Raw genomic sequence first — 22,109 nt, forward strand, 5'->3', positions numbered from 1 at the left:
GGTCAGGTCTAGGTCTCGGGGGCCAGTGGAACCCGGCCGATGGCGCGGCCGTGGTCGTCGAGGAGCCAGCCCATCCGCTTGGGCGTGTGCATCGCGATCGTGCGGTCCCTGATCTCCAGCGCCGGGAAGGAGTCGGCGAGCTGCGCCTCGAAGTGGTCGATGGCCGACAGGCTGTGCAGCAGGACCTGGACGAGGAGGTCGTGCGGGCCGGTGACCGAGGCGCTCAGCCGGACCTGGCCCAGCCGGGTCAGCGCGTGTCCGGTCTGTCCGAGGAGGCTGTGCGGGACCGTCATGCGGTAGACGGCCGTCATCGACAGGCCGGCGAGGGGATGGGCGAAGTCGCGGCGCAGTGTCCTGGCGCCATCACGGAGCATCCGCTGCACCCCGCGGCGGGCCCATGCCGATCAGCTCCTCCCGGTCGCCGGAGTGAAACCATGGGCAGACAACACCCCTGGCAGAGCAGCATTCCAGTTGGCCGAACGGGCCAGGTCGAGCGTTCAGTCCCAGGCTGCCGGACTCGTCCTGAAAGAATCTTCGGGCAGGTGTCGATCTGACCGGGACCCGTTCGTCGTCATGGTGTACGGCGACCCGCCGTGCGAGGGAACAACAGGACCTGACAGGAGTCGGACCATGAAGTACATGCTGCTGATCAACGCTGGTGCGAGCGACGAGAAGGGCGCGGCCGCCGAGTGCAGCGTCGAAGACTGGATGGTCTACGACAAGGAAGTGAAGGACGCGGGAATCTGGGTTTCCGGGGAGTCGCTGGCCGATCTGGTCACCTCCACCACCGTACGGGTCGGCCAGGACGGCAGGCGGACCGTCACCGACGGGCCGTTCGCCGAGAGCCGCGAGGTCCTCGGCGGCTTCTACGTCATCGACGTACCGGACCTGGACGTCGCACTCGACTGGGCCGCCCGCTGTCCCGGCGCGCGCGGCAGCGGGTCGGTCGTCGTCCGTCCGATCGCCGAGTTCGGGGCCTGACAGTGAAGGACGAGGGAGGCACCGGGACCAGCATGTCCATCGAGTCACCCCGCCCGTCGCCGGTCCAGTCGTCCGTGGAGTCGGTGTTCCGTGAGGAACGCGGCCGACTGCTGGCCTCCCTCGTCCGCCGCTTCGGCGATCTCGACCTGGCCGAGGAGGTTGCCTCCGAGGCTGTGGAGGCGGCTCTGGTGCACTGGCCGGTCCGGGGGGTTCCGGCCAAGCCCGGGGCCTGGCTGTTGACCACCGCGCGGCGCAAGGCCGTCGACCGCTTGCGGCGGGACCAGGCATACGCCGCCCGCCTCGCCGTCCTGCAGGTGGAGGCGGACCGGGCCGATCACGCCCCGCCCGCGGACGGCGACGGCGGTCTGCCGGACGACCGGCTGCAGATGTTCTTCACCTGCGCCCACCCCGCCCTCGCGGCCGAGGCCCGCACGGCGCTGACCCTGCGCTGCCTGGCCGGGCTCACGACGCCCGAGGTGGCACGGGCCTTCCTCGTCCCTACCGCGACGATGGCCCAACGGATCGTCCGGGCGAAGAAGAAGGTCCGCGAGGCCCGTATCCCGTTTCGCGTGCCCGGCGCCGACGAACTGCCGGAGCGCCTGCCCGGGGTCCTCCAGGTCATCTACTCGATCTTCACCGAGGGGTACGCGGCCAGCTCGGGCCCGCAGTTGCAGCGGCTCGACCTCGCACAGGAGGCCATCCGGCTGGCGAGGGTCCTGCGTCACTTGATGCCCGCCGAACGGGAAGTCGCCGGCCTGCTCGGGCTCATGCTTCTGATCCACGCGCGACGCGAGGCCCGGACCGGCCCGAACAGCGAACTCGTGCTGCTCGACGACCAGGACCGCGGTCGCTGGGACCACACGATGATCGAGGAAGGAAACGGCCTGGTGGTCTTCGCGCTGACCGGCGGACCGCCCGGCCCGTACGGGGTCCAAGCCGCCGTCGCCGCCCTCCATGACGAGGCCGCCGACCTTGCGACCACCGACTGGCCACAGATCGCAGCGCTGTACGACGTGCTGCTCCAGCTCACCCCGTCCCCCGTCGTCGCACTGAACCGCGCGGTGGCGGTGGCGATGCGCGACGGCCCGCAGGCGGGCCTGGCGCTGCTCGACGAGCTGGCCGACGAGCCGCCACTGCTCCGCCACCACCCCTACCCGGCGGCCCGGGCAGACCTGCTGCACCAGCTCGGCCGGCTGCCCGAGGCCGCCACGGCCTACCGGGAAGCGCTCGAGCTGGCCGGTACGGAACCCGAACGGGACCTTCTCAGGCGCAGGCTGAACACGATCCTGCCAACCGGTCCGGACGACAAAGCAGGCACCTGACGGCGGAACGCCCCGGTCGCGGATACCACCTGCACCTGTCTATCCGTCGTATCTGCCCATCCGCTACCCGAGGAAAGCAGGTCGTTCACCTCATCATCTCCTGACCCCCGCGCCTCCAGCGGCCAACACGCCCGGCTACACGGGGTGTTGAATCGCCGACCGGAGACTCCGCCTACATCCCACGCACCCAACGCGCACGATCCGGCCCAGCACTTCCAGTTGCGCATGTCGTCCTGGAACCGGTGCCGTGGTGTGTCCGGCAATGAACCGGGGCGGTCACGGCAGGATCTCGACGTACCCATCGGTTCCGTGCACGCGGATCCGCTGCCCGTCCCGGATCAGCCGGGTGGCCTGCTCCACGCCCACGACGGTCGGCAAGCCGTACTCCCGGGCGATCACCGCGCCATGGGTCATCAGGCCGCCCACCTCCGTCACCAGGCCCGCGATTCCGACGAACAGCGGCGACCAGCTGGGGTCCGTGAAGGTCGTGACCAGGATGTCGCCCGCTTCGAGATCGGCCTCCGCCATGTCAAGGATGACGCGAGCCCTTCCCTCGACGGTCCCGGCGGAAACCGGTAGGCCGATCAGGGCACCGGCCGGCATGTCGTCGCGTCGGTACGCCCCGGTCACGGCCTCGCCGTCCGATGTGAGCACCCGGGGCGGTGTGAGTGCGTGATACGACCGGAACGCGTCCTTGCGCTGCTGGATGAGCTGGTCATCCACCCGGTTCGAGCGCACGACGTCGTGGAGTTCCTGGAAGGTGAGGTAGAAGATGTCCTCCTTCTCAGGAAGCACGTTGGCCTGCACGAGGCGCTCGGCCTCCTCCAGCAAGGCATGCTTGTAGACGAAGTAGCGGCTGACGATGTCGTACTTCGGGTACTCCCGGTACCCGATGAAGGTTCTGACCCGGTCGATCATCCGCTTGGCCTCGTCGGCCTTCTGGTCCCCGTCCGGCAGGGCCCGCAAGCGTGACAGCACGTCCTGTTCCTTCCTCCGCGCCCTCTGCCGCCCTTGCTCGAAGCGCCGCTCGGCGGCGCCCGGCTCGAAGTTCCTGACGTGGTCGAGGATCAGGGACACGAGCGTGGTGGGGCGCTCGCGCCAACGTGGCCTCGTGATGTCGATCTCGCCGACGCAGCGCATGCCGTACCGGTCGAGATAGGCATCCATGGCCTCGCGCGCTTCGGTCCCGCCCGCGAGCTTCGCCAAGCCGTCCAGGAAGCCCTCGTCCTCCACGCCCTGCAGGAACGCCACCACCTCCGGCTGCGGGCGGATCACATCCGCGACGTCGAGCAGCGCCAGTCCCATCTCCGACGAGACGTTGCCGGGGGCGGACAGCGTGAGCGTGTCAGCCGCGTTCTTCTCCCCCAGCCACTCCCGCAGCTTGTCGTTGAGCCACCACGTGGCCTCCATCCCCGCCATGATCACCTGCAGGCTCAGCGGATCACCGAGGACCCGCTTGTGCTCCTCGAAGGCCTCCAGCAGGAAGTCGAACAGCGCCGGTCCGGTCTTCGCCCGGATGTCGCGCTCCAAGGCGGCGATGGACACCTGGCTGCGTTCGATCAGCTCGGTGACGATGGCCGGATCGGTCTCGATCGGGGCGGACGCACCGCCGGCCGGCGGCCCGCCGGGACCCGCGTCCGGGAGCGACACGACGAAATCGTCGCGGCCGAGGACGGTCTCCAGAGCGTCCTTGATCAGCGGATCGCCTCTCCCCATGGCGTCCAGGAGACCGGCGCGGCTCGCGGGCGAGGCCAGGCGCCGGGTGACGTCGACGAACAGCCTCCCACCGGCCTCGTGCACCGGCACCATGGCCGTCAGCTGCCACATGGAGAGCCCCAGGGGCTTCATGGGGTCGGTCATCATCTGCCCATGACCGACGGAGACGTAGACGTGATTCTCCTGGTCGCCGGTCTCGGGGATGGGGAACAGCGTCGTGATCGGCCGACTCTGAACGATCTGGAAGCCATCATCGACCAGGCACCATTCGATGTCCTGCGGGCGGCCGAAGTGTGCTTCGATCCGCCGCCCGAGCTGCACGAGCCGTACGACCTGCGCATCCGTCAGCGCCGGCTGCTCCTGCTGTTGCGAGTCGATCGCCACTTCCCGCGTACCGCCGGTTGGCAGGGCGTGAACGGCACGCTGTTTGGCGGCGATCGCCTTGGCGACGACTTCGCCGTGTCGCACCGTGAAGACGTCCGGGTTCACCAGGCCGGAGACCAAGGCCTCGCCGAGGCCGAAGCCGGCGTCCACGGTGGCGACCTTCCGGTTGCCCGCGACGGGGTCGGCCGTGAACAGGATGCCGGCCGCATGCGGGAAGACCATCTGCTGGACGACCACGGCCATGTGGACCGTACGGTGGTCGATGCCGTTCCGCTGGCGGTAGGTCACGGCCCGCTCGGTGAACAGCGAGGCCCAGCACCGGCTGACGTGCTGGAGGATCGCCGTCGGCCCCACGACGTTCAGGTATGTGTCCTGCTGGCCGGCGAAGGAGGCCGTCGGCAGGTCCTCTGCCGTCGCGCTGGATCGGACGGCGCAGGCGGCTTGCTCGCCGAGCCGGGCGAGCCCGCGGGTGATCGCCGCCGCGAGATCACCCGGGACGGCGACCCCTTCGATGGTCCGACGAATCTGCGCACTGAGCGTGTGGATCGCCTCCCGGTCGTCCGGGTTCAAGCGCGACAACTGATCGAGCCGATCGTCGATCGACGGCGCTTCCGCCATGATCCGCCGGAAGGCGTCCGTCGTCACGCAAAAGCCACCCGGCACGCGGATGCCCTCGATCCGCGACAGCCCGCCCAGGTGCGCGCCCTTGCCGCCAACGACCACCGCCTGCGTCTCGTCAATCTCTTGAAGATCCAGCACATACTGCTCGATCACCGCGTTACCTCCAGGGCAGCCGTGTTCCGGTGCACTGCACCGGCCGGTCGAATCACCGGCGTCTCCAGCTCCGTCGAACCTCTTGCCGGGCACGTCCTCATCCCTGGTTGCCTTCCCTCTGGCGAGTCGGGCGGGCGCTCCGCCCCGTCGGGCGGCGCGCACCCCCGCACCTTTGCCCCGAACGCCCGCAACCGCACTGCCGGTTCCCACACTGGTTCGACGTCACCGCATCCCCCGTACGTCGACAACAACTCCCACACGTCATGTCCCCCCATTTCCGCAGGCTGTGGCCTCGGCCGACGATTCTGCGCCGCGATCCGGGTCTTGCCGCAAGCCCCCCATTGCGCTATACGTTGAGAGTGGCAAGGAGATCTCTCTCCTTGCCTTTGCCATGCAACGAATCCGAAGCGGCCTGCGGCACATCCCATACCGCAGCGACCTCATGGCCGGCTGCCTCACCGAAACGGGGCTGACGAGCAACCCCTCGCCGTCGCAGACGACATCACCATGTCAACCGCAGTAATAGCTGGCGGGGTAAATTCCGCGAACTGTTCGTTTCTCAGATGCGACTATTCCTCCGACTGGCGTACCGGTCGCCGGTGGATTTCGGCAGCGGAGGGAAGAGCGCCTCCCGTATCCGCGCCGCAACACTCAATGTATGCCGAAGAATGTAGCGTGCTGCCCGATCCCGACCGGGGTCCAGTCGCGAGGAGCCGGAAATGCTCAAGGGATTCAAGAACTTCCTGATGCGTGGCGATGTCATCGTCGTAGCTGTAGGCCTCATTGTCGCATTGGCCTTCAGTACGTTGATCAAGGCATTCACCGATTCTGTGATCAATCCCATCATTGCGCGTGCTCAGGGCGGTCGTTCAGTCGGATTGGGGTGGCAGCTCGGTCAGGCAGGCAACAAGGCCACATATCTTGATATTGGTTCCTTCATCTCCGCAGTCATCTACTTCATCATTTTCATGGCCGTCGTCTACTTCCTCATCGTCGTACCGTACAAGCATTATTCGGCGCGGCACGGTGTGATGGCCTTCGAAGAACCGGGGCCTGTCAAGACGTGCCCGGCCTGCCTGTCAGAGGACCTGCCGGCCGCTGCTGTCACCTGTCGGTACTGCGGCACCGAGCAGCCGCCGAAGACCGGAACGCCACGCCCCTGATCACCGAGGTTGCACGCGTGCTGTCGTGCTGCTGTTCAGGTAGGTCTGATGGTCAGGCCGGTTTCGGCGAGACAGCCGTCCATGAGGTGACTGCGGTACTGGATGTGCCGTAGGCCGCTTCGGATACGGGCTCGCCCCCGGCCAGCCAGTCGCCCCATGGCTCTATCCACGAGATTCGCTTCTGGCACAACTTCCGCGCAGCGGCCACTCCGTGTAGTTGCTGCGACTTCACGGCCGTAATTCCCGGGCGGTCGTGGCGACGGGTCTCGTACGGTGCCGGGATGTTGACTGTGCGAGCTATGACGGAAGCCGATGTCCCGGCTGTTTCAGCGATACGAGTCACCGGCTGGCAGGCCGCGTATGCCGGGATCGTGCCCCAGTCCTTCCTCGATGACATGACGGTGGAGGCAGATATTCAGCAGCGCCGTCAGCACTTCGAGAGGCCGAAGGAGGACATGACCAACCTGGTAGCGGTCGACGCCCATGGACGAGTCGTGGGTTGGGCGTGTCTCGGGCCCTTTCGCGGCAGCGGAACGAGTACGGCTACGGGTGAGCTTTACGCCCTGTACGTTCAGCCCTCACTCATCGGAGCTGGAATCGGTCGCACGCTCCTCGAAGCCGTGCACGCTCACGCTCAGGCGGATGGCTTCGGCGTGATGCTGTTGTGGGTCCTCACCGACAACACTCGGGCCCGTCGCTTCTACGAGCGAGCGGGCTATGCCGCTGACGGTACCGCCCAGGCCGACGACTACGACGGAGTATCCGTATCGGAAGTTCGTTACCGGCGCACCGTGCAGAAGGCTACTGCGTGAGCCCGCCGAGGACCCAGCCAGCGACGGCTCGCGGCAAGGGTGGAGCGGGCGATCACCGGGCGGGGCAAGGTGCGCTTGTCGTGCAGGTAGGCGCGAACGCGCTGGCAGCCACCCTTGCCGACGCGACAGCCCTGCCGGCGTGACAGCCCTGCTGTGGTTCGCGGTGACGGTGTGGGTCGTGACGGCCGGTTCGGGCCAGGTCTCGGGCTTGGCAAAGCGGAGTGATCAGTCTCCCTGGGACCAAGCGGCGCTCGGCAGTGACAGGTAGACGCCGAAGTCGACGAGACCGGTTGCGGCGTGGATGTCCGCGTGGAGCGCGTCCACGCGCTCTTGGCGGTTGGCTTCCCTGCTGGCGGACCACTTCGACTTGATCTCGATCACCACCGTCAGGCCGCTACGGTCCAGCGGGCTCAGCGGCCGGAAGCGGATCTCGACATCCCCGGGTTGCAGCTCGCCGTCGTACGGCTCCTCGGGGCACTCCACAGCCAGGCCACACTCGCTGTCTGACCATCAGAGGTGGCGGGTCGGCGTGGAAGCGCCGGGCCGTGTGACGGTTGACGTGGGCAGGGCCCGGCACTTCCCGTGCCGGGCCCTGCACGCATCCTCAACACCCCTGCGTGGATAGTCAAAGGCGAGCCGACAACGGCGCGGCATGCTCATCTCCCAACAGGAGAAAGGTTCATGCCCATGAAACTCACCAAGCAAGTCGGCCTCGCCCTCTCGGCGCTCGTACTCGGTGCCGGATCAGTCGCCGCCACCCCGGCGATTGCCTCTCCCGCCTCCGCGCCGGCAATAATGGCGGAAAGCGCCTGCCCCTATACCGGGTCCCATCCGACCCTCTCCCTGACCAACACCGGCGCCGCCGTCAAGCACGCACAGTGCCTGCTGAACATCTACGGCAGGGGGATCGCGGAGGACGGCATCTTCGGCTCTGGCACACAAGCCGCCGTCAAGTGGGCCCAGGGACGATGCAAAATCACCGTGGACGGCATCGTCGGCCCGAAGACGTGGGACTGCCTGCACCCGGACAAGAGTCCCAACCCGTGACCTGAGACCGTCCGGGGGAAGACACACGCGCCGGTGCCCCGGGTTCGGGGTGCCAACCCGGCGAACCTTCCCGGTCACAGGGCAACACACCTGGCCAGGACTGTAGAACGTGCGGCTCTGTCCCGTGGCCGAGCGGGAGACGGACACGAGCGGCGTGCGCGAACGACTTGGGCGATATGTGTGCACTGCCGCTCAACCGTTCGCGTCACGCCCTTGTCTCCCTCCCGGGCAGTCCCACAGACTGACGGCATTGCCGCAGAAACTCTGGTGGGGGGACCGATGGTCAGGGAAGCTGAGCGCGCACTGGGCGTTTTCATCAGCAACCATCCGACGGACAACGCGCGTCGCGGACGCGTCGCGATCAGCGTGCTGCTGGTCGGCCTGGCCTTCGTGGCCGTCGCAGTCCCGGTGACCTTCGCCGTCTTCTCCGGGGGCGGTGGTGGCTCGAAATTTGCCGGGCTGCTGTGGGGCGGCGCACTCTTAGGGGTCTACGGCGGCGTCTCCAATGGCCTGCGGACCCTACAGCGGCACGGCGAGGTCTTCGTACTGCGCGAGCACGGACTGGTCTACCGGCGGACCGGGGAGACCCGGGTGCTGCCCTGGACAGCGGTCCGCAGCGTGGTCGATCGTGGGCAGAACCACGCCTTGGGCCGGCTCATGGGCTGGGACGTCCACGTGGTCATCCGGATCCGGGACGGCGGACGGCTGCTGCTGACCGGCTACACCGAAGACGCGGCCCAACTCGCCACGACGATCCGGACTGCCGTGGCGACCAACACCCAGTAGGGCAGTGCTCAGCCATGGGTGCCGGTCCCGGCCTGGTCGGCACCCGCACGGCGCCCAAGCGCGTCCACGAGCAGGCCGATAAGGCGTAGCCGAAGATCCGGCGGCCCCGGACAGCACACCCGATCACCGGACGCCCCGCCGGGCCGGGCCGGAGCCGGCCCGATGGCCCGATGGCCCGGCACGCCACAGCCACGCGCCAACGGTCCCCGAACATTGCCCCCGCTCTGCCCTCGGGTACCTGGCCCGACCGTTCGCGCCTCAGGTATCCAGAGGGGAGTCGTCTGCCGGCGGAGGGAGAGGTCGCGTGTACGCCGAAGACCGGGCCAGGTCGGCCGGGGCATTGAAGGGCAGGGCCCCGGCCCGCCAACCCCAGGCCGTGAGCCGGACACCGCTCCCGGACCTCCTCGCGTTGCAGAGCGCCGTCGGCAACGCGGCAGTCGTCCAGATGCTCTGCCGGGCCGGACACCCATGGGCCCAGGAACGACACCAGGACGGCGCCGACCGCAACCAGCAGCAGACCGAGCACCCCGTACAGCGCTCCACCGTCCATGACATCCTGCGCACCGGCGGTCGCCCCCTCGACGACGGCACACGGGCCGAGATGGAAGCCCGGCTCGGCGCGGACTTCTCCGACGTCCGCATCCACAACGACGCCGCCGCCAAAACCTCCGCCGCCGAGGTCGGCGCCCGCGCCTACACCAGCGGCAGCCACATCGTCATCGGCAACGGCGGCACCGACAAACACACCCTCGCCCACGAGCTCACCCACGTCATCCAGCAGCGGCAAGGCCCGGTCGCCGGCGTGGACCACGGTGACGGCCTCCGCGTCAGCGACCCGTCCGACCGCTTCGAACGCCAGGCGGAAGCCAACGCGCGCCGGGTGATGGCGGGGCCGGTGCGGCGTGCCACCGAAGCGGTCCCGGCGTCCGATGGCGGCACCGCCGGGGCGGGTCGGGAGCCGTGGAATTCCGAGGCCATCGGTGTCCAGCGGGTCGTGACCACCCGTAACAGCGCGATGGCACCCGCGCCCACGGCTCTCACTGGCAGCCGCGACGCCGTGATCGACCAGATCAAGTCCGACGGCGAGAAGGCCAGGCGCTGGATCGCCGACTACGAACCGATCCTCGACGAACTCAAAGCCGCGCCCGACACCTTCACCGTGGCGGACAACACACCCGCGGAGGAGGCCATCGGCCTGCTCACTGCCTTTTACATAAAGACCGGACAGACCGCGGAAGGCAACCCGATCTCTCGGGTCGTCACCTACCTTCTCCACGGCGGCGGCCGACCGCCGAACATCGGCGGCTTCGGCACCTTGGCGGTGGAGGGCACCGAGCTCACCGGCCGGCCCAACTTCGCCACCGCGACCCAGGAGGCGCTGCCGCTCCGGCCGTTGCAGCATCGTCGCCACTACATCGCGTGGCACAACATACGGTCGTTACTCAATCGCGCCTACGCCGAGCACGCCGGTCAGTTGATCCCGTACCTCACGGCAAAACTCGGGGCGGGGCAGGTGCACGCGGGCATGAACGACGAATCGAACAAGTCACTCGCGAAGATGCCACTCGCCCAGTTCGGCAACGGCAACCGCGACCACGCCGAAATCCTCATGCGCGCCGCGTACGTGATGAACAGCTCGGTCAACAATCTATGGGTGGGCGGCGGCAGGGAGAATTCGGAGATCAACGCGCTGAGTCATTCGCTGCAAACGCAGGTCCGGCAGGTGACCCCCCAGAGCCTGGCGGCGTGGCACGCCTCTCTCCAGGCATCTGCCGTCAAATCGGCTCAGGCCCAAAGAGCGCGGGACAACGTCCTGGTGCGGATAGAGAACGCTCATGCCGCCCTCGGGGCCGCGCCAACCGCCGCTCAGCAGGAGCACATCATCGCGCGGTTGAAGGAGGAGGTGTGGCAGTGCGACATCCGCTTCCTGGAGACCGACGTTCCGGAGTCCGAGGACCACGCATCCGCGGGCAGCGACGCCATCGTCGTGGGCGACGCGGTGTTCGATGCCGTCTTCTTCCCCGACGTCGCGTTCCCCTTCGATGTGGTGCGCGCCGCCGTCGACTTCCTGTGGACGTCCTCCTGAGGCTGCCGCTCCTCTGAGCCCCGCTGCTGGGACACCCGTTGGGCTTCGACGATCTCCGGGGCCGGCGGGTCAAAGGCGCCGATCGCGCGGACCTTGCCGGCGCGCACGAGGTCGGTCGGTGAGCGCGGAGAGGGTTTCCTCGATGTCGGTGTGTGTGGGGTGCCGGGTGGTGGATCCGGTAGCGGTCGAGGGGGCGGTCCGCAGCCGCTTCAGCGAGCCCTCACGCTGTTGACGGTGGTGTGGGCGGACTCGTCGACCTGGAGGGTGAAGACGTCGGGGCGCGCGTAGTGACCAGTGGGATCGAAGTCGAAACGGGCGCGCGTGAGGTCGTCGAGGTCGAGTTCGGCGGTCAGGATGCCCTCGCCGTCGCGCAGCGGTCCGGCGAGGACCTCGCCGAGTGGGGAGACGATGACGGAGCCGCCGCCGATCAGGACGGTGTCGGGCTCGTCGCCCTGGGCGGGGTGGAGGTCGGCGGGTACGGCGTCGCGGCGCAGGTACTGGTTGGCGCTCAGGACGAAGCAGCGGCCCTCCAGGGCGATGTGCCGCATGGTGGCCTGCCAGGCGTCGCGGTCGTCCACGGTCGGCGCACACCACACATCGACGCCCTTGGCGTACATGGCCGTGCGGAACAGCGGCATGTAGTTCTCCCAGCAGATGCCCGCGCCGAGGCGGGCGGTGCCGGTGTCGATGACCGGGAGGGTGGAGCCGTCACCCTGACCCCACAGGTAGCGTTCGGCGGCCGTCGGCATGAGCTTGCGGTGCAGGCCCAGGTAACCGTCGGGGCCGAAGAAGAGGGCGACGCAGTACAGGGTGCCGCCCTGGCGTTCGACCGCGCCGACGACGGCGTGGCAGCCGAGTTCGCCGGTGAGGGCGGCCAGGGTGTCGACCTCGGGGCCGGGGACGTCGATGGCGGCGGCGTGGTAGCGGCGGAACAGTTCGCGGCCGGCCGGTGTGCGGCTGCCGACGGTGATGCCGAAGTCCAGGCCCTTGGGGTAGCCACCCAGGAACGCCTCGGGCAGGACGACGACCTCCGCGCCGCGCTCGGTGACGGCCTCCCGGATGAGTTCCTCGGCTCGGGTCAGCGCGGCCTGCGTGTCGAACAGCGGGGCGGCGGCCTGGACGACGGCGGCGATCACGGTACGGCGGGGCTCGGAGGCCGCAGAGGCGGCGGGGAGCGAGGGGGTCATGGCATCGAGGCTAGGAATCCTCACACTCATCGAGCAAGCTGATGTTCGTGGTGATCGACATTTATGAGAGTGAATTCAGGAAGGCGGACCTGAATCTGCTGGTGGTCTTCGCCGCCCTGATGCGCGAGGGCAGCGTCACCCGGGCCGCCGCCGCCCTGCATCTGAGCCAGGGCGCGGTCAGTGCCGCACTCGGCCGGCTGCGCAGGCTCTTCGACGACGAGTTGTTCACCCGCACTCGCACCGGCATCGAGCCCAATCACCGCGCGGTCGAACTGTACCGCCGCATCGAGCCTGCCCTCGGGCTGATCCAGGGTGCCGTCACCGGCCGGGACCACTTCGACCCGGCCACCGCCCGGCATGTGTTCACCCTGGGGATGTCCGACGACCTGGAGGCCGCGCTGCTCCCCCGGCTGCTCGCCGCCACGGCCGGCCTGCCGGGCATCCGGATCGCCGTCAGGCAGGCCCACCGCAACACCGTCGCCGGCATGCTCGACCGCGGCGAGATCGACCTCGGCATCGCCGCCGCTCCCGCACACGGCCCCGACCACCGGACCCGGGAGATGTTCGCCTCCGGCTACAGCTGCCTGTTCAACCCCCGCCTGCTGCCACTGCCGACCCCGCTGAACCTTGACGACTACCTCGCCCACCCCCACCTGCTGGTCTCCTACGACGGCCGCCGCGGGATCGTCGACGACCTCTTGGAGGCGCGCGGACTGACTCGCCGGGTGGTCGCGTCCACCACCCACTTCGCCGGTGCCGCCCTCCAGCTCCCCACCCTGCCCGTCCTGGCCACCCTCCCCACTCACGCGGCCACCGTCTACGCCGACGCCCTGGACCTGACGGCCGCCGAGCCACCCCTGCCCATGCCGCAGTACACCGTCAGCGCGATCTGGCACACCACCGCGACCGACGGCCCCGCCCACACCTGGCTCCGCCACCTCGTCACCGGCCTCGGTCGCGTGCCGGGCACGCGGGCAGGTCCGGTCGGGGGCACGGGCCCAGGGCCGGCGGGCTAGGTGCAATACCGGTGATTTAGTGCGCCATTGACAGCTCTGACGTGCGAAAACGTCGCGCAAAGAGGTTCTGTCGGGCGCCAAAGTCACCGGTATTGGGGCTAGGTGTATGCGTCCAGGAACGCCGGGTGCGGCAGCAGCCAACGGCGGGCTCATCGGCCACCCCGCCCCCCGCCTGAGAACACACAGACCGGCCACTACACAACTCGGGGCAGCTCAGGACGAGCCTCACCTGGCGGGGTTGCGGATCACTGGCGATGGGCACGCCACTCGGAGGCCAGCATCGCCCAGAGCTCCTCGTCGTGACGGGTGCCGCCGTACGGCCAGCACTCGCGCCGCACCCCCTCGCGTGTCATGCCGAGCCGCTCGGCCACAGCGGAGCTGCGCTCGTTGTCGGCTCGGCAGTACCACTCGGCGCGGTGCACTCCCCGGGAGGTGAACGCCCACTCCAGCAGAGTGCGGCATGCCTCTGTGATCAGGCCGTGCCCCTCGGCGGAGGGCTCCAGCCAGCAACCGATCTCACACGAACCGGAGGCGGCGTCGAAGTCCACGAACATCACGCCGCCCACCAGCGTGCCGTCGAGCCATATGCCGTAGAGGCGGGCGCCGTCCGCGGCCTGTCGCTCGGCGTACCGGCGCAAGGTGGCCCGCGCACCGTCGAGATCGTCGGTGACGAACGACTGCCCGACCCACGGCCGGATGTGTTCGCGGGCCCGGTCCATGTGGGCGGCGAACTCCTCGGCGTGCCATATCTCGAGCGGACGGAGACAGGCGTTGTCCCGCAGCGGGAGGGCGAACATGATGACCCCATTCACACAACAAACGTTATGAGTATGTACGGTAGCAGCATGGCACGCACCAAGGGGGACCACGAGGCCCGTCGGCGCGACGTCTCCGAGGCGGTCTGGCGCGTGCTGGCCACGCATGGCTTCGGCGGGCTGACCATGCGCGCCGTCGCCGCCGAACTCGGCGCGACCACCGGCCTGCTCACCCACTACTTCCCCGCCAAGCGCGACCTGGTCGCACACGCCCTCGACCTGCTCGAACTGCGTACCGACTCCCGTCCCCGGCGTACCGCCGGGAAGGGCATGTCCGCCGTGAGGGCCGCCCTGCTGGACATCCTGCCGCTGACAGGCGAGGCCACCGTCAGCAACCGGATCTGGGTGTCCTCCTGGGACGCCGCGCTCGCCAGCCCCGAGCTGAGCGACGACTACGCCCGCAAGTACGCCCGAAGCCGCGACAGGCTGCGCGACCTGGTGGCCGCAGCCCAGGAACTGGGCGAACTGCCCACCGGAGACCCGGCCCGCATCGCAGCCGGCGCCCAGTCCTTCGTGCTCGGCCTGGTGGTGCAGGCCCTGTTCAGCCCCGAGGCGTTCCCGCCTCACCGCCAGACCGAACTCCTTGACGACTACCTGGCCGCGCTGGCCTCCCCGCCCCCGACCGGTGACGATCGCGCGGTCTCGTCCTGACAACCGAGCCGAACGGCGTTCGGGTTGACCCGGCCTCCGGCCGACGGAAACCTCAACAGGCGTTCCCAGTAAGGGAGTTCAGCCGATTTCTGGTTCTACGGAACGTGATCGGCCCGTGCCGTACTGTTCCGCCCATGGCTGTGGGGTCCGAGGGAGATCTGATCGATGGGCGTTTCGAGCTGCTTGGCGGGAAGCACCGCGAGGTAGGCGGTGATCGAGTTGCAGCCGTTGCGGGCCGGGCTGTACCAGCTCCATGCCGCCGCATCCGCACGCTTGCACAGTCAGTGCCCGTGCACCTACCGTCAGTACCGTGCATGTTGTTGTCACCGGCGGTCACGGCCGGGTCGCGCTCGCAGCATCCCGTCTGGGTACGGCCCGGGGCTGGCGGATCACCGGGCTCATCCGCCGCCCGGAACAGGCCGACGACGTCCGGGCCGCCGGAGCCTACCCGGTCCTCCTGGACCTGGCCACGGCCACGGCGGAGCAGTTCGCGGAACGGCTCGTCGGCGCGGACGCGGTGCTCTACACGGCCGGCGCGGGTCTGGGCGACGCCCCCGGCCGGGCGAACCCGGTCGATCGTGACGCGGCCCTCACCCTTGCGGACGCGGCGCAGCTCACGGGTGTTCGGCGCTATGTCGTGCTCTCGTCCATGGGGGCCGACCGCGGTGCTCGTTACCCGAAGGATCCGCTCGTCGAGACGTACCTGAGGGCCAAGGGCGAGGCCGACGAGCATCTGATGTCCCGGCCCTTCTTGGACTGCACGGTGCTGCGGCCGGCATGGTTCCGTGACGGCCCGGGCACCGGTCTTGTCCGTCTCGCCGAAACCACCGGTACCGGCGAAGTGGACCGGGCGGACGCGGCCGCTGTCCTCGTGGCCCTGCTCGCCGCCCCCGCCACCGCGGGCCGGACACTGGAACTCATCTCCGGCCACACGCCCATCGAGGAGGCAGTCGCGGCCCTCGCCCACCCGGCAGACCCGCAGCCTCCCCGCTGACCGGCCCCCACCGCGGGGGTCACAGACCTGAATCAACGACAGGCCCGCCCGGGTCCGGGCGTTTTGAACAGGGCCGGGTCAACGGCCGTCGGGCAGCTCACCGTCGGCGAGCCGCACCGCATCGGCCCGGCACACCTCGACGGTCCGTACGGCACCACCCGGCAGAGCCCACCGCACGGATACGACGGCAGGACCGTGCCGCTGGTCGAAGAAGCACCCGGCTCCCGGCGAGGCGTTGCCGAGCCCCGGCCGCCTGTCGAGCCGCTCCAGAGCCGCACGCCCCTCGGCCAGGATCCCCGGAACCTCTGCCGCGGGAGCGCTGAGGAAACCCGCCGTTCCTTCTCCTCTTCCTCTGCGTCGCTGATGGCGATGCGGAAATCCAGTGGTTGGGCTGGGTGCTCGTTGTTTCAGGACCGGAGCGGAACGTGCCGCTGAGTGCCCGCCGAAGATGCGCTGAGCGATGTCCTCCCTCAACTCGTCCAGCGCCTGGCGAGCCAGGGGAACGAAACGTCCGCGCGCGGTGACGCCCGGCGGGCCGACCACTCCCGAACAGGACAGTCGAGACGTCAGTCAGCCGATGGGGCAGACCTGCCAGGAGCGTCACCACGAACGTCATCACCGTCAGTCGAGAACGCGGACGACGAGCCGTACGGCCCCCATGACCCCGCGCCCGATCCACTTGAACAGACCGGTCTCGACCGCCAGTTCAGCAACGTCACCGGCCACCTCCACCGTGTCCTGCCCGGTCCGGCACCGGCGGCAGGCACGAGGCCACCGCCGTTTCCGCTCCCCGCACGTCCCGCACTTCACGTATCTCGCCACGGTCACCATTTTCCACTCCCGCAGACGGCGGCTGAAATGCCCGGTGGCGGACGCGCCGGGGCGTGGCGATTTCCTACGGGCCCCAGGCACAGGGGGCTCAGGTGTCGATGCGCCGTCGCGCGAGATCAGCTGCGATGCCGTCCAGGACACCGGCAAGACCTGAGGCGAACAGCGCATCGAGATCCCAGGGGTCGGCGCCCGCGCGCATCGCGCGGGCCAGCCGGGGATACGCCCCGGGTTCGTACAGCGGGCTCTGTGCGTGGTCCGAGGCTTTCGACCCCTGTTGCGCGGCCGTCTGCGACTGCCGCTCCGCCTCCACATCGCTCACGAGGATCAGTGCCACGCCTTGCACATAGGAGGCGAACATGAACATGTACCGGAAGACATCGGCGGGGTCGAGGTCGAGCCCGTCGAACGAAGAGAGGGCGCTTTCGCTGTCCGCTGCGAGAGCCGGGCTGAAATACGCGCGGGTCGTCACCATGACCCTCGGCAGGATCCACGGGTGGCGGTGGTACAGATCCCAATCGCGGGATGCGGCGCGTTCGAGGCCATGACGCCAGTCCCGCGGTGGTGAGTCGGGCAGCGGCACATCGGCCATCGCGGCTTCCACCATCAGGGTCACCAGGTCGTCCTTGGATGCCACGTGCCGGTACAGGGACATCGTGCCGGTGCCGAGTTCCATGGCGACCCGGCGCATCGACAGCGCGTCGAGCCCTTCCGTATCCGCGACGACGATCCCGGCCCGCACGATGCGCTCGACGGTGAGATGTCGCGCGCCGTCGTCGCTCTCAGGGACGCGGGCCGGCGTTTCCGCCCTGCGTGTCCGATAGGCCCTCGCCTGGCAGGCACGGGAGCAGTAGACCCTTGGCCGCCCCCGATCCGCCGGCTCCAGAGCCCTTCCGCACGACGCGCATGTCGGCTGCACGGACATCAACACGCTCCTTTTCATCACACCACAGATGTGTGTCGAAATTCTAGCCCGTCAGCACAGATGCACGTGATTCGACTTAAACAAGCAGGTCAAAAAGCCATTGCCTCGCTGGCACACGCGTGCGTACCCTGCACGCTGTCGCTGCGTACAAAGTACGCTTCCGGAGTGGTCAAGCCCATCCGGATCTGCACGGCTCGGGAGAGGGCATGACTGAACAAGACAGAAGAGCCGGAACCGGGGAGTGGGTCGGTCTCGCCGTCCTGGTGCTGCCCTGCCTGCTGGCGTCCATGGACATGTCCGTCATGTTCATCACGCTCCCCTCCCTGACGGCCGACCTCGGCCCGAGCAGTTCCGAGCAACTGTGGATCATGGACTCCTACGGGTTCCTCCTCGCCGGCCTGCTCATCACGATGGGCACACTCGGTGACCGCTTCGGGAGGCGGCGGGTGCTGCTCGCAGGCGCCGCGGCCTTCGGCGCCGCCTCGGTCCTGGCGGCCTACTCGACCAGTCCCGGGACACTCATCGCGGCCCGCGTGCTCCTGGGCATCGCCGGAGCCACGCTGGCACCGTCCACTCTTTCCCTGATCCGGAGCATGTTCCACGACGCCGCGCAGCGGGCCACCGCAGTCGGCGTCTGGACAGCGGGCTTCGCGGGCGGCGCGGTGCTCGGCCCGATCATCGGTGGTCTGCTCCTGGAACACTTCTGGTGGGGCTCGGTCTTTCTGGTCAACGTGCCGGTGATGGTCCTGCTGCTGATCCTCGGCCCGTTGCTGCTCACCGAATACCGCGACCCCAGGCCGGGTCGTTTCGACCTGCTCGGCGCCGCCATGTCCCTCGTGGCCGTGCTCAGCATCATCTACGGCATCAAGACGATGGCGGAACACGGCTTCGGATGGATCTCCCTGACATGCTGCGCCGCCGGACTTGCCGTGGGTGCGGCATTCTTCCACCGCCAGCACAGGGCCGCGCACCCGATGATCGACATGAAGCTGTTCCGCACGCCCCGGTTCAACGTGCCCCTGCTCATCGACGCGCTGGCGACGTTCGGACTGGTCGGTTTCAGTCTGTTCAACTGGCAGTTCATGCAACTCGTCCTGGGCATGGGTCCGTTGGAGTCGGCGGTGTGGTCCTTGCCCACCTTCCTCGTCATGCCCCTGGGTATCGCGCTGGCCACCGCGCTCGCCCCCCGCATCGGTAAACACAACGTGATCGCCGCCGGGCTGCTCGTGGCGACCGCCGGCTACGTCATGCTGAGCCTGCTCCAGGCCGATTCGGGAATCGTCCACCTCGTCGGCGGCATGACCGTCGTCTCGATCGGCATCGGTGCCGTCTCCGCCGTCGTCACCGAGGTGATCCTGTCCGCCGCACCACCGGAGCGGGCCGGGGCGGCCTCCGCCATGGCCGAGACCTCGGCCGAGTTCGGCGGCGCGCTGGGCATCGCGCTCCTGGGCAGCATCGGCACCACCGTCTACCGTGCGGAACTGGCGGCCCATGCTCCTGACGGCCTCACGTCCAAGGAGCTGGAGGCGGCGAAGAGCACCCTCGGCGGGGCGGTCGAGACCGCCGCCGCCCTCCCGAGGGGCACCGCCGAGTCCTTGCGGAACGCCGCCTTCGACGCCTTCGCCCGGGAGGCCAGGATCGCCTCGATGGTCAGCGCCGTCCTGATGACGGGCGCGGCAATCCTCATCGCCACCCTGCTTCGCACCGCGCACCCCCGGACCGGGCCCGAAGCCCCCCAGTCCGCAGCGGAGCACCATGACGAGGACCGGGCGGGAGACCTGCACTCCCGAGCAACCTCGTCCTGAGCAATGCTCGTGGACCGTACCGGCTGGATCCGCGGGACTGGTGCCGGCTGCGGGACGAAAGCGACCGGCTCCGGGTGCTCGCTCGTGTGGAGCCGATGTTCCTGACAGCCGGGCCCCGGCAGCCAGGGGCGCGGCGGTGTCCGCCCGGTACGGGGCGGCGGGCAGGCCCCGGTCGCTGCCGTCGAACGGCGTGGGCCGCGTGGGCACCGTGAATCCCGTGGTCGGGTGTCAGTTGTTGTGCAGGAACTCCAGGCGCTGCCTGGCCACGGACAGGTGTCGGTGGTCGAGCATCGGCAGGCTGCGCAGCAGGCTGATCAGCTCGGGACCGCACTCGCGGGCCTGCCGCGGGTCGCTGATCTGCGTCCAGCAGTAGTGGGCGCTCTTCACTGCGGCCATGACCTGCGGGGCGTCGGGCGACTGGTGGGCAAGGCGGGTCCGGCCCGCTGCGATCCACAGTTGGGTCGCCAGCACCCAATTGCCCTGCATCTTCGCGAGATCCGCACGGATCTCGGTCCACTGGGTGGCCTGGGCGGAGGTGACGCCGTAGGTGGTCAGGGCGTGCTGCTCCCACAGCTGGGCCAGTTGCGTCGCCTCGGAGTACCGGTGCTGCTCGGCCAGCGCATGGATGTACGGACGCGGGTCGGTCTGGGGGTCGGGCGCAGCGTTCTGGGGCCGCGCGGCCGACTGCCGGATCACCGGAACCGGCGGTTGCGGTACGGGAGTCCGGGCCGCCGCGCGGCCCGGACCCGGCCCCTGTACCGGGTCGGCGGCGGGTTCCGCGCGCTGCCGGCGGTGGTCCACGTCGTCGTTCGCGGGCCGGGGTTCCGGCGGCGCGGGCGCGGCCGGCTGGGCGAGGACGAAAGGCGGGGCGTGCTGGGGCAGGGGCGACTGCGGCGCCGGGGCCGGGCCGGGCGCAGCGGGCTGCGGCGGCGAAGTCCGGAACAGGAACGGGGACACGTGCGCGGGCGGGTCCGGGCGCCGGTCGGTGCCGGGCGTCACCTCGCTCGGGTCCATTTGCCGCTGGTCGTCCGCGAGGAGCGGCGGGTGCGTCCTCGGATGCCCGGGCTCGGTCTGCGGGGCGCTGATCTCCGGGGTGTGCGGGAGGACCAGGGCGCCGGGCGGGAGCGCCACGGAGCCCACGGTCAGTGCGTGCAGCCAGGCGTTCGTGGGCCGGTCGGGGGTGAGGCGCAGCTGCTCGACGAACCCTCGTGTGTAGGTGCTCACGCCGTTGCTGCCGGCGTAGCCGGGAGGGGCGATTACCCCGTACACCTCGGCTGCTGGGGGTGTGGCGAGCGCGCCGGGCTCCTGCAGGTGGGGCCAGGCGTGCTTGTCCGCGGCGAGGTCGACCAGCACGGTCGTCAGCCCTGCGGGACGGTGGCGCAGCTCGGTCCCCAGCCATTCCCAGGGCAGCGCGGTGTAGCGGATGGTGGATGCCGTGGTGTGCGCCAACGCGAGGTAGAGCTGGTGGTCGCGGCGGGCGAGGGTGAGGCGGCCGGAGAGGTAGACGAGCAGCGGGCCCGGGGTGGCCGCGGCGGTGCGCAGCTTCATCAGCAGGGCCTGCTGGTCCTTGACGCCGTCGAGATAGGTGGTGTCGGCGGGCACGTTGCTGGCGAGCAGCGCGGACACGGGCACCATCGACAGGGCCGCGAGATTGGCGCTCGGCTCGACCTGGACGGCGCGCCGTCGTATGGCGGTGTCGCCCGCGATGAGGAGTACGTGCCCTCGCTGTGCCTGTCCTGCCCCGCTGGTTTGCATGTACTGCACCGTACTCATCAACGACGATGATTCCGGCTGGGCTTCCCGATCACAAGCAAGTCCTGCTACGCATCGCGTTGTTCACGGCCTTTGCGTGGTTTCCGGAGAGTTCTCCGAGCAGCGGCAACCGACCGGATCGTCGCTTCCGGCCGCGACTCGGACCCCACGGCCGCACCCGCCTCGAACTCCGTCGGATCGCCCTTCATGACCACGGGGCATCCGTTCTCCTGGACTCGGGATCCACGCGTCCCGGGTGTCCGAATCCGGGATCGAGTCCCGACTACGACTGGGGCATCAGGGGGTCGTGACCGGCCGCCGCCGGGGCAGTTCAGCGCCCCTCACCGCGCCGCTTGGGCCCTGCGTCGCGCTGTTCCAGGAGCCCGGCCTCGCGCAGTACCGCGAAGTGGCGGCTGAGGGTCGCCTTGGTGACCGGTACGTCGAAGCTGCCCCGCCCAAAACGAGCCCGTCCCGAGCCCGGCCGACGCACGCTGACTTCGCACCACACCCGCACGGCCGCGTGGCCCCCGCAAGGAGTGCGATGCCTCAGCCCCATGCCTCGCCTTGTACTCGAACCACCGCAGAACACCGCGGCCATCGCGCGGCCCGACCAGTCGCCGTCCGGCCCGCCCGCAGGAGCGGACCAGTCCTGAGCCAGTCACGAGCACAGAGGTCTGCGTGGATGAGGACCGTGCGAAGGTTGTTCAAGACGCGCGGGGAACATGACGAGGCCCTTCCCCCGGACGGGGGAAGGGCCTCGTGAGCGAGCGCTGGGCAGGCCTTGCACCTGCATTTCCCCGCAGGAAGCAGGGCGTCTTTCCTTGGACCACCAACGCAGTGTCAGCCACCGCGAGTTGCGGCGAACTTTCTAGATCAACTATAGCGCATGCGGGCCGTCGGCCGGCCCCCGGTCAGTTGCGGCAGTTGAGCGGCAGACCCGTGCGTGCGCGCTCGGTGCCAGGCGCTCGACTTCGTGCCCATCCGAACCGCCACCGCATGGCTTCACTGATCTGAATCTCCGTAATTACTCCACGGCAAGTGAGCCAGAACCAAAACTCGTGAACA

At 69.2% G+C, this 22,109-nt stretch carries 18 protein-coding genes and 1 pseudogene; 11 read left to right on the plus strand and 8 right to left on the minus strand.

Annotated elements, in window-relative coordinates:
- Nucleotides 1–8: 8 nt before the first annotated feature.
- Nucleotides 9–374, minus strand: a complete 366-nt coding sequence (locus ACIHCL_RS25165) for a hypothetical protein (RefSeq protein ID WP_399864993.1) — start codon at nucleotides 372–374, stop codon at nucleotides 9–11.
- Between the two features lie 256 nt (nucleotides 375–630).
- Here ACIHCL_RS25165 and ACIHCL_RS25170 point away from each other — a divergent pair, with 256 nt between their 5' ends.
- Together ACIHCL_RS25170 and ACIHCL_RS25175 are read left to right on the plus strand one after the other, a co-directional pair.
- Nucleotides 631–981 carry a YciI family protein gene (locus tag ACIHCL_RS25170; RefSeq protein WP_399864995.1) on the plus strand — a complete coding sequence of 117 codons (351 nt, stop codon included), beginning with the start codon at nucleotides 631–633 and terminating at the stop codon, nucleotides 979–981.
- A 32-nt stretch (nucleotides 982–1,013) separates the two neighbouring features.
- Complete coding sequence (locus ACIHCL_RS25175) at nucleotides 1,014–2,303, plus strand: RNA polymerase sigma factor (protein ID WP_399864998.1); 1,290 nt, start codon at nucleotides 1,014–1,016, stop codon at nucleotides 2,301–2,303.
- A 276-nt stretch (nucleotides 2,304–2,579) separates the two neighbouring features.
- Here ACIHCL_RS25175 and rph read toward each other — a convergent pair whose 3' ends face one another.
- Entirely contained in the window at nucleotides 2,580–5,177 is a 2,598-nt protein-coding gene (gene rph / locus ACIHCL_RS25180; protein ID WP_399865001.1) for a rifamycin-inactivating phosphotransferase, read from the minus strand.
- A 719-nt stretch (nucleotides 5,178–5,896) separates the two neighbouring features.
- Here rph and ACIHCL_RS25185 point away from each other — a divergent pair.
- Nucleotides 5,897–6,340: an MscL family protein gene (locus tag ACIHCL_RS25185; protein WP_399865003.1), complete on the plus strand. Its 444-nt coding sequence runs from the start codon at nucleotides 5,897–5,899 to the stop codon at nucleotides 6,338–6,340.
- Between the two features lie 35 nt (nucleotides 6,341–6,375).
- On the opposite strand, the pseudogene ACIHCL_RS25190 reads toward ACIHCL_RS25185, so the two are convergent.
- Nucleotides 6,376–6,465, minus strand: a pseudogene (locus ACIHCL_RS25190) (IS630 family transposase); the annotation flags it as partial.
- A gap of 156 nt (nucleotides 6,466–6,621) precedes the next feature.
- Here ACIHCL_RS25190 and ACIHCL_RS25195 point away from each other — a divergent pair.
- Nucleotides 6,622–7,152: a GNAT family N-acetyltransferase gene (locus tag ACIHCL_RS25195; RefSeq protein WP_399865006.1), complete on the plus strand. Its 531-nt coding sequence runs from the start codon at nucleotides 6,622–6,624 to the stop codon at nucleotides 7,150–7,152.
- 225 nt (nucleotides 7,153–7,377) lie between these two features.
- Here ACIHCL_RS25195 and ACIHCL_RS25200 read toward each other — a convergent pair whose 3' ends face one another.
- Nucleotides 7,378–7,635, minus strand: a complete 258-nt coding sequence (locus tag ACIHCL_RS25200) for a hypothetical protein (RefSeq protein WP_399865009.1) — start codon at nucleotides 7,633–7,635, stop codon at nucleotides 7,378–7,380.
- A gap of 204 nt (nucleotides 7,636–7,839) precedes the next feature.
- Here ACIHCL_RS25200 and ACIHCL_RS25205 point away from each other — a divergent pair, with 204 nt between their 5' ends.
- The 3 genes from ACIHCL_RS25205 to ACIHCL_RS25215 all read left to right on the plus strand — a co-directional run bounded on the left by ACIHCL_RS25205 (nucleotide 7,840) and on the right by ACIHCL_RS25215 (nucleotide 11,071).
- Nucleotides 7,840–8,199, plus strand: coding sequence for a peptidoglycan-binding protein (locus tag ACIHCL_RS25205; RefSeq protein WP_399865011.1), 360 nt, complete (start codon nucleotides 7,840–7,842; stop codon nucleotides 8,197–8,199).
- 279 nt (nucleotides 8,200–8,478) lie between these two features.
- On the plus strand, nucleotides 8,479–8,985 hold the full coding sequence (locus ACIHCL_RS25210) for a hypothetical protein (RefSeq protein ID WP_399865012.1): 507 nt from the start codon (nucleotides 8,479–8,481) through the stop codon (nucleotides 8,983–8,985).
- A 304-nt stretch (nucleotides 8,986–9,289) separates the two neighbouring features.
- Nucleotides 9,290–11,071, plus strand: coding sequence for a DUF4157 domain-containing protein (locus tag ACIHCL_RS25215; protein WP_399865014.1), 1,782 nt, complete (start codon nucleotides 9,290–9,292; stop codon nucleotides 11,069–11,071).
- A gap of 209 nt (nucleotides 11,072–11,280) precedes the next feature.
- Here the strand turns inward: ACIHCL_RS25215 and ACIHCL_RS25220 are convergent, their stop codons facing one another.
- Nucleotides 11,281–12,258 (minus strand): nitrilase-related carbon-nitrogen hydrolase, encoded by a 978-nt coding sequence (locus ACIHCL_RS25220; protein WP_399865016.1) that lies wholly within the window; start codon nucleotides 12,256–12,258, stop codon nucleotides 11,281–11,283.
- Between the two features lie 47 nt (nucleotides 12,259–12,305).
- Between ACIHCL_RS25220 and ACIHCL_RS25225 the strand changes: the two genes are divergently transcribed.
- Nucleotides 12,306–13,274 (plus strand): LysR substrate-binding domain-containing protein, encoded by a 969-nt coding sequence (locus ACIHCL_RS25225; protein WP_399865019.1) that lies wholly within the window; start codon nucleotides 12,306–12,308, stop codon nucleotides 13,272–13,274.
- A 245-nt stretch (nucleotides 13,275–13,519) separates the two neighbouring features.
- On the opposite strand, the gene ACIHCL_RS25230 is transcribed toward ACIHCL_RS25225, so the two are convergent.
- Complete coding sequence (locus tag ACIHCL_RS25230) at nucleotides 13,520–14,071, minus strand: GNAT family N-acetyltransferase (RefSeq protein WP_399865157.1); 552 nt, start codon at nucleotides 14,069–14,071, stop codon at nucleotides 13,520–13,522.
- A 48-nt stretch (nucleotides 14,072–14,119) separates the two neighbouring features.
- On the opposite strand from ACIHCL_RS25230, the gene ACIHCL_RS25235 reads away from it, so the two are divergent.
- Nucleotides 14,120–14,740 (plus strand): TetR/AcrR family transcriptional regulator, encoded by a 621-nt coding sequence (locus ACIHCL_RS25235; protein WP_399865021.1) that lies wholly within the window; start codon nucleotides 14,120–14,122, stop codon nucleotides 14,738–14,740.
- 310 nt (nucleotides 14,741–15,050) lie between these two features.
- Nucleotides 15,051–15,734 carry an NAD(P)H-binding protein gene (locus ACIHCL_RS25240; protein WP_399865022.1) on the plus strand — a complete coding sequence of 228 codons (684 nt, stop codon included), beginning with the start codon at nucleotides 15,051–15,053 and terminating at the stop codon, nucleotides 15,732–15,734.
- Nucleotides 15,735–16,653: 919 nt separating this feature from the next.
- Here ACIHCL_RS25240 and ACIHCL_RS25245 read toward each other — a convergent pair.
- The gene (locus ACIHCL_RS25245; protein WP_399865023.1) at nucleotides 16,654–17,487 is read right to left on the minus strand and encodes a TetR/AcrR family transcriptional regulator; all 834 of its coding nucleotides are present in this window, start codon (nucleotides 17,485–17,487) and stop codon (nucleotides 16,654–16,656) included.
- A 206-nt stretch (nucleotides 17,488–17,693) separates the two neighbouring features.
- On the opposite strand from ACIHCL_RS25245, the gene ACIHCL_RS25250 reads away from it, so the two are divergent.
- Nucleotides 17,694–19,292, plus strand: coding sequence for an MFS transporter (locus tag ACIHCL_RS25250; protein ID WP_399865024.1), 1,599 nt, complete (start codon nucleotides 17,694–17,696; stop codon nucleotides 19,290–19,292).
- Nucleotides 19,293–19,520: 228 nt separating this feature from the next.
- Here ACIHCL_RS25250 and ACIHCL_RS25255 read toward each other — a convergent pair whose 3' ends face one another.
- A complete protein-coding gene (locus ACIHCL_RS25255) occupies nucleotides 19,521–21,047 on the minus strand; it encodes a hypothetical protein (protein WP_399865025.1) in 1,527 nt (508 codons plus the stop codon).
- Nucleotides 21,048–22,109: the final 1,062 nt, after the last annotated feature.

The sequence above is a fragment of the Streptomyces sp. NPDC052042 genome (assembly GCF_044548345.1).
Lineage (GTDB): Bacteria > Actinomycetota > Actinomycetes > Streptomycetales > Streptomycetaceae > Streptomyces.

Coding starts and splice junctions, on each gene's coding strand:
- ACIHCL_RS25165 (WP_399864993.1), bottom strand. CDS start 374: ATGCTCCGTGATGGCGCCAGGACACTGCGCCGCGACTTCGCCCATCCC.
- ACIHCL_RS25170 (WP_399864995.1), top strand. CDS start 631: ATGAAGTACATGCTGCTGATCAACGCTGGTGCGAGCGACGAGAAGGGC.
- ACIHCL_RS25175 (WP_399864998.1), top strand. CDS start 1,014: ATGTCCATCGAGTCACCCCGCCCGTCGCCGGTCCAGTCGTCCGTGGAG.
- ACIHCL_RS25185 (WP_399865003.1), top strand. CDS start 5,897: ATGCTCAAGGGATTCAAGAACTTCCTGATGCGTGGCGATGTCATCGTC.
- ACIHCL_RS25195 (WP_399865006.1), top strand. CDS start 6,622: ATGTTGACTGTGCGAGCTATGACGGAAGCCGATGTCCCGGCTGTTTCA.
- ACIHCL_RS25205 (WP_399865011.1), top strand. CDS start 7,840: ATGAAACTCACCAAGCAAGTCGGCCTCGCCCTCTCGGCGCTCGTACTC.
- ACIHCL_RS25210 (WP_399865012.1), top strand. CDS start 8,479: ATGGTCAGGGAAGCTGAGCGCGCACTGGGCGTTTTCATCAGCAACCAT.
- ACIHCL_RS25220 (WP_399865016.1), bottom strand. CDS start 12,258: ATGACCCCCTCGCTCCCCGCCGCCTCTGCGGCCTCCGAGCCCCGCCGT.
- ACIHCL_RS25230 (WP_399865157.1), bottom strand. CDS start 14,071: ATGTTCGCCCTCCCGCTGCGGGACAACGCCTGTCTCCGTCCGCTCGAG.
- ACIHCL_RS25235 (WP_399865021.1), top strand. CDS start 14,120: ATGGCACGCACCAAGGGGGACCACGAGGCCCGTCGGCGCGACGTCTCC.
- ACIHCL_RS25245 (WP_399865023.1), bottom strand. CDS start 17,487: ATGTCCGTGCAGCCGACATGCGCGTCGTGCGGAAGGGCTCTGGAGCCG.
- ACIHCL_RS25250 (WP_399865024.1), top strand. CDS start 17,694: ATGACTGAACAAGACAGAAGAGCCGGAACCGGGGAGTGGGTCGGTCTC.
- ACIHCL_RS25255 (WP_399865025.1), bottom strand. CDS start 21,047: ATGCAAACCAGCGGGGCAGGACAGGCACAGCGAGGGCACGTACTCCTC.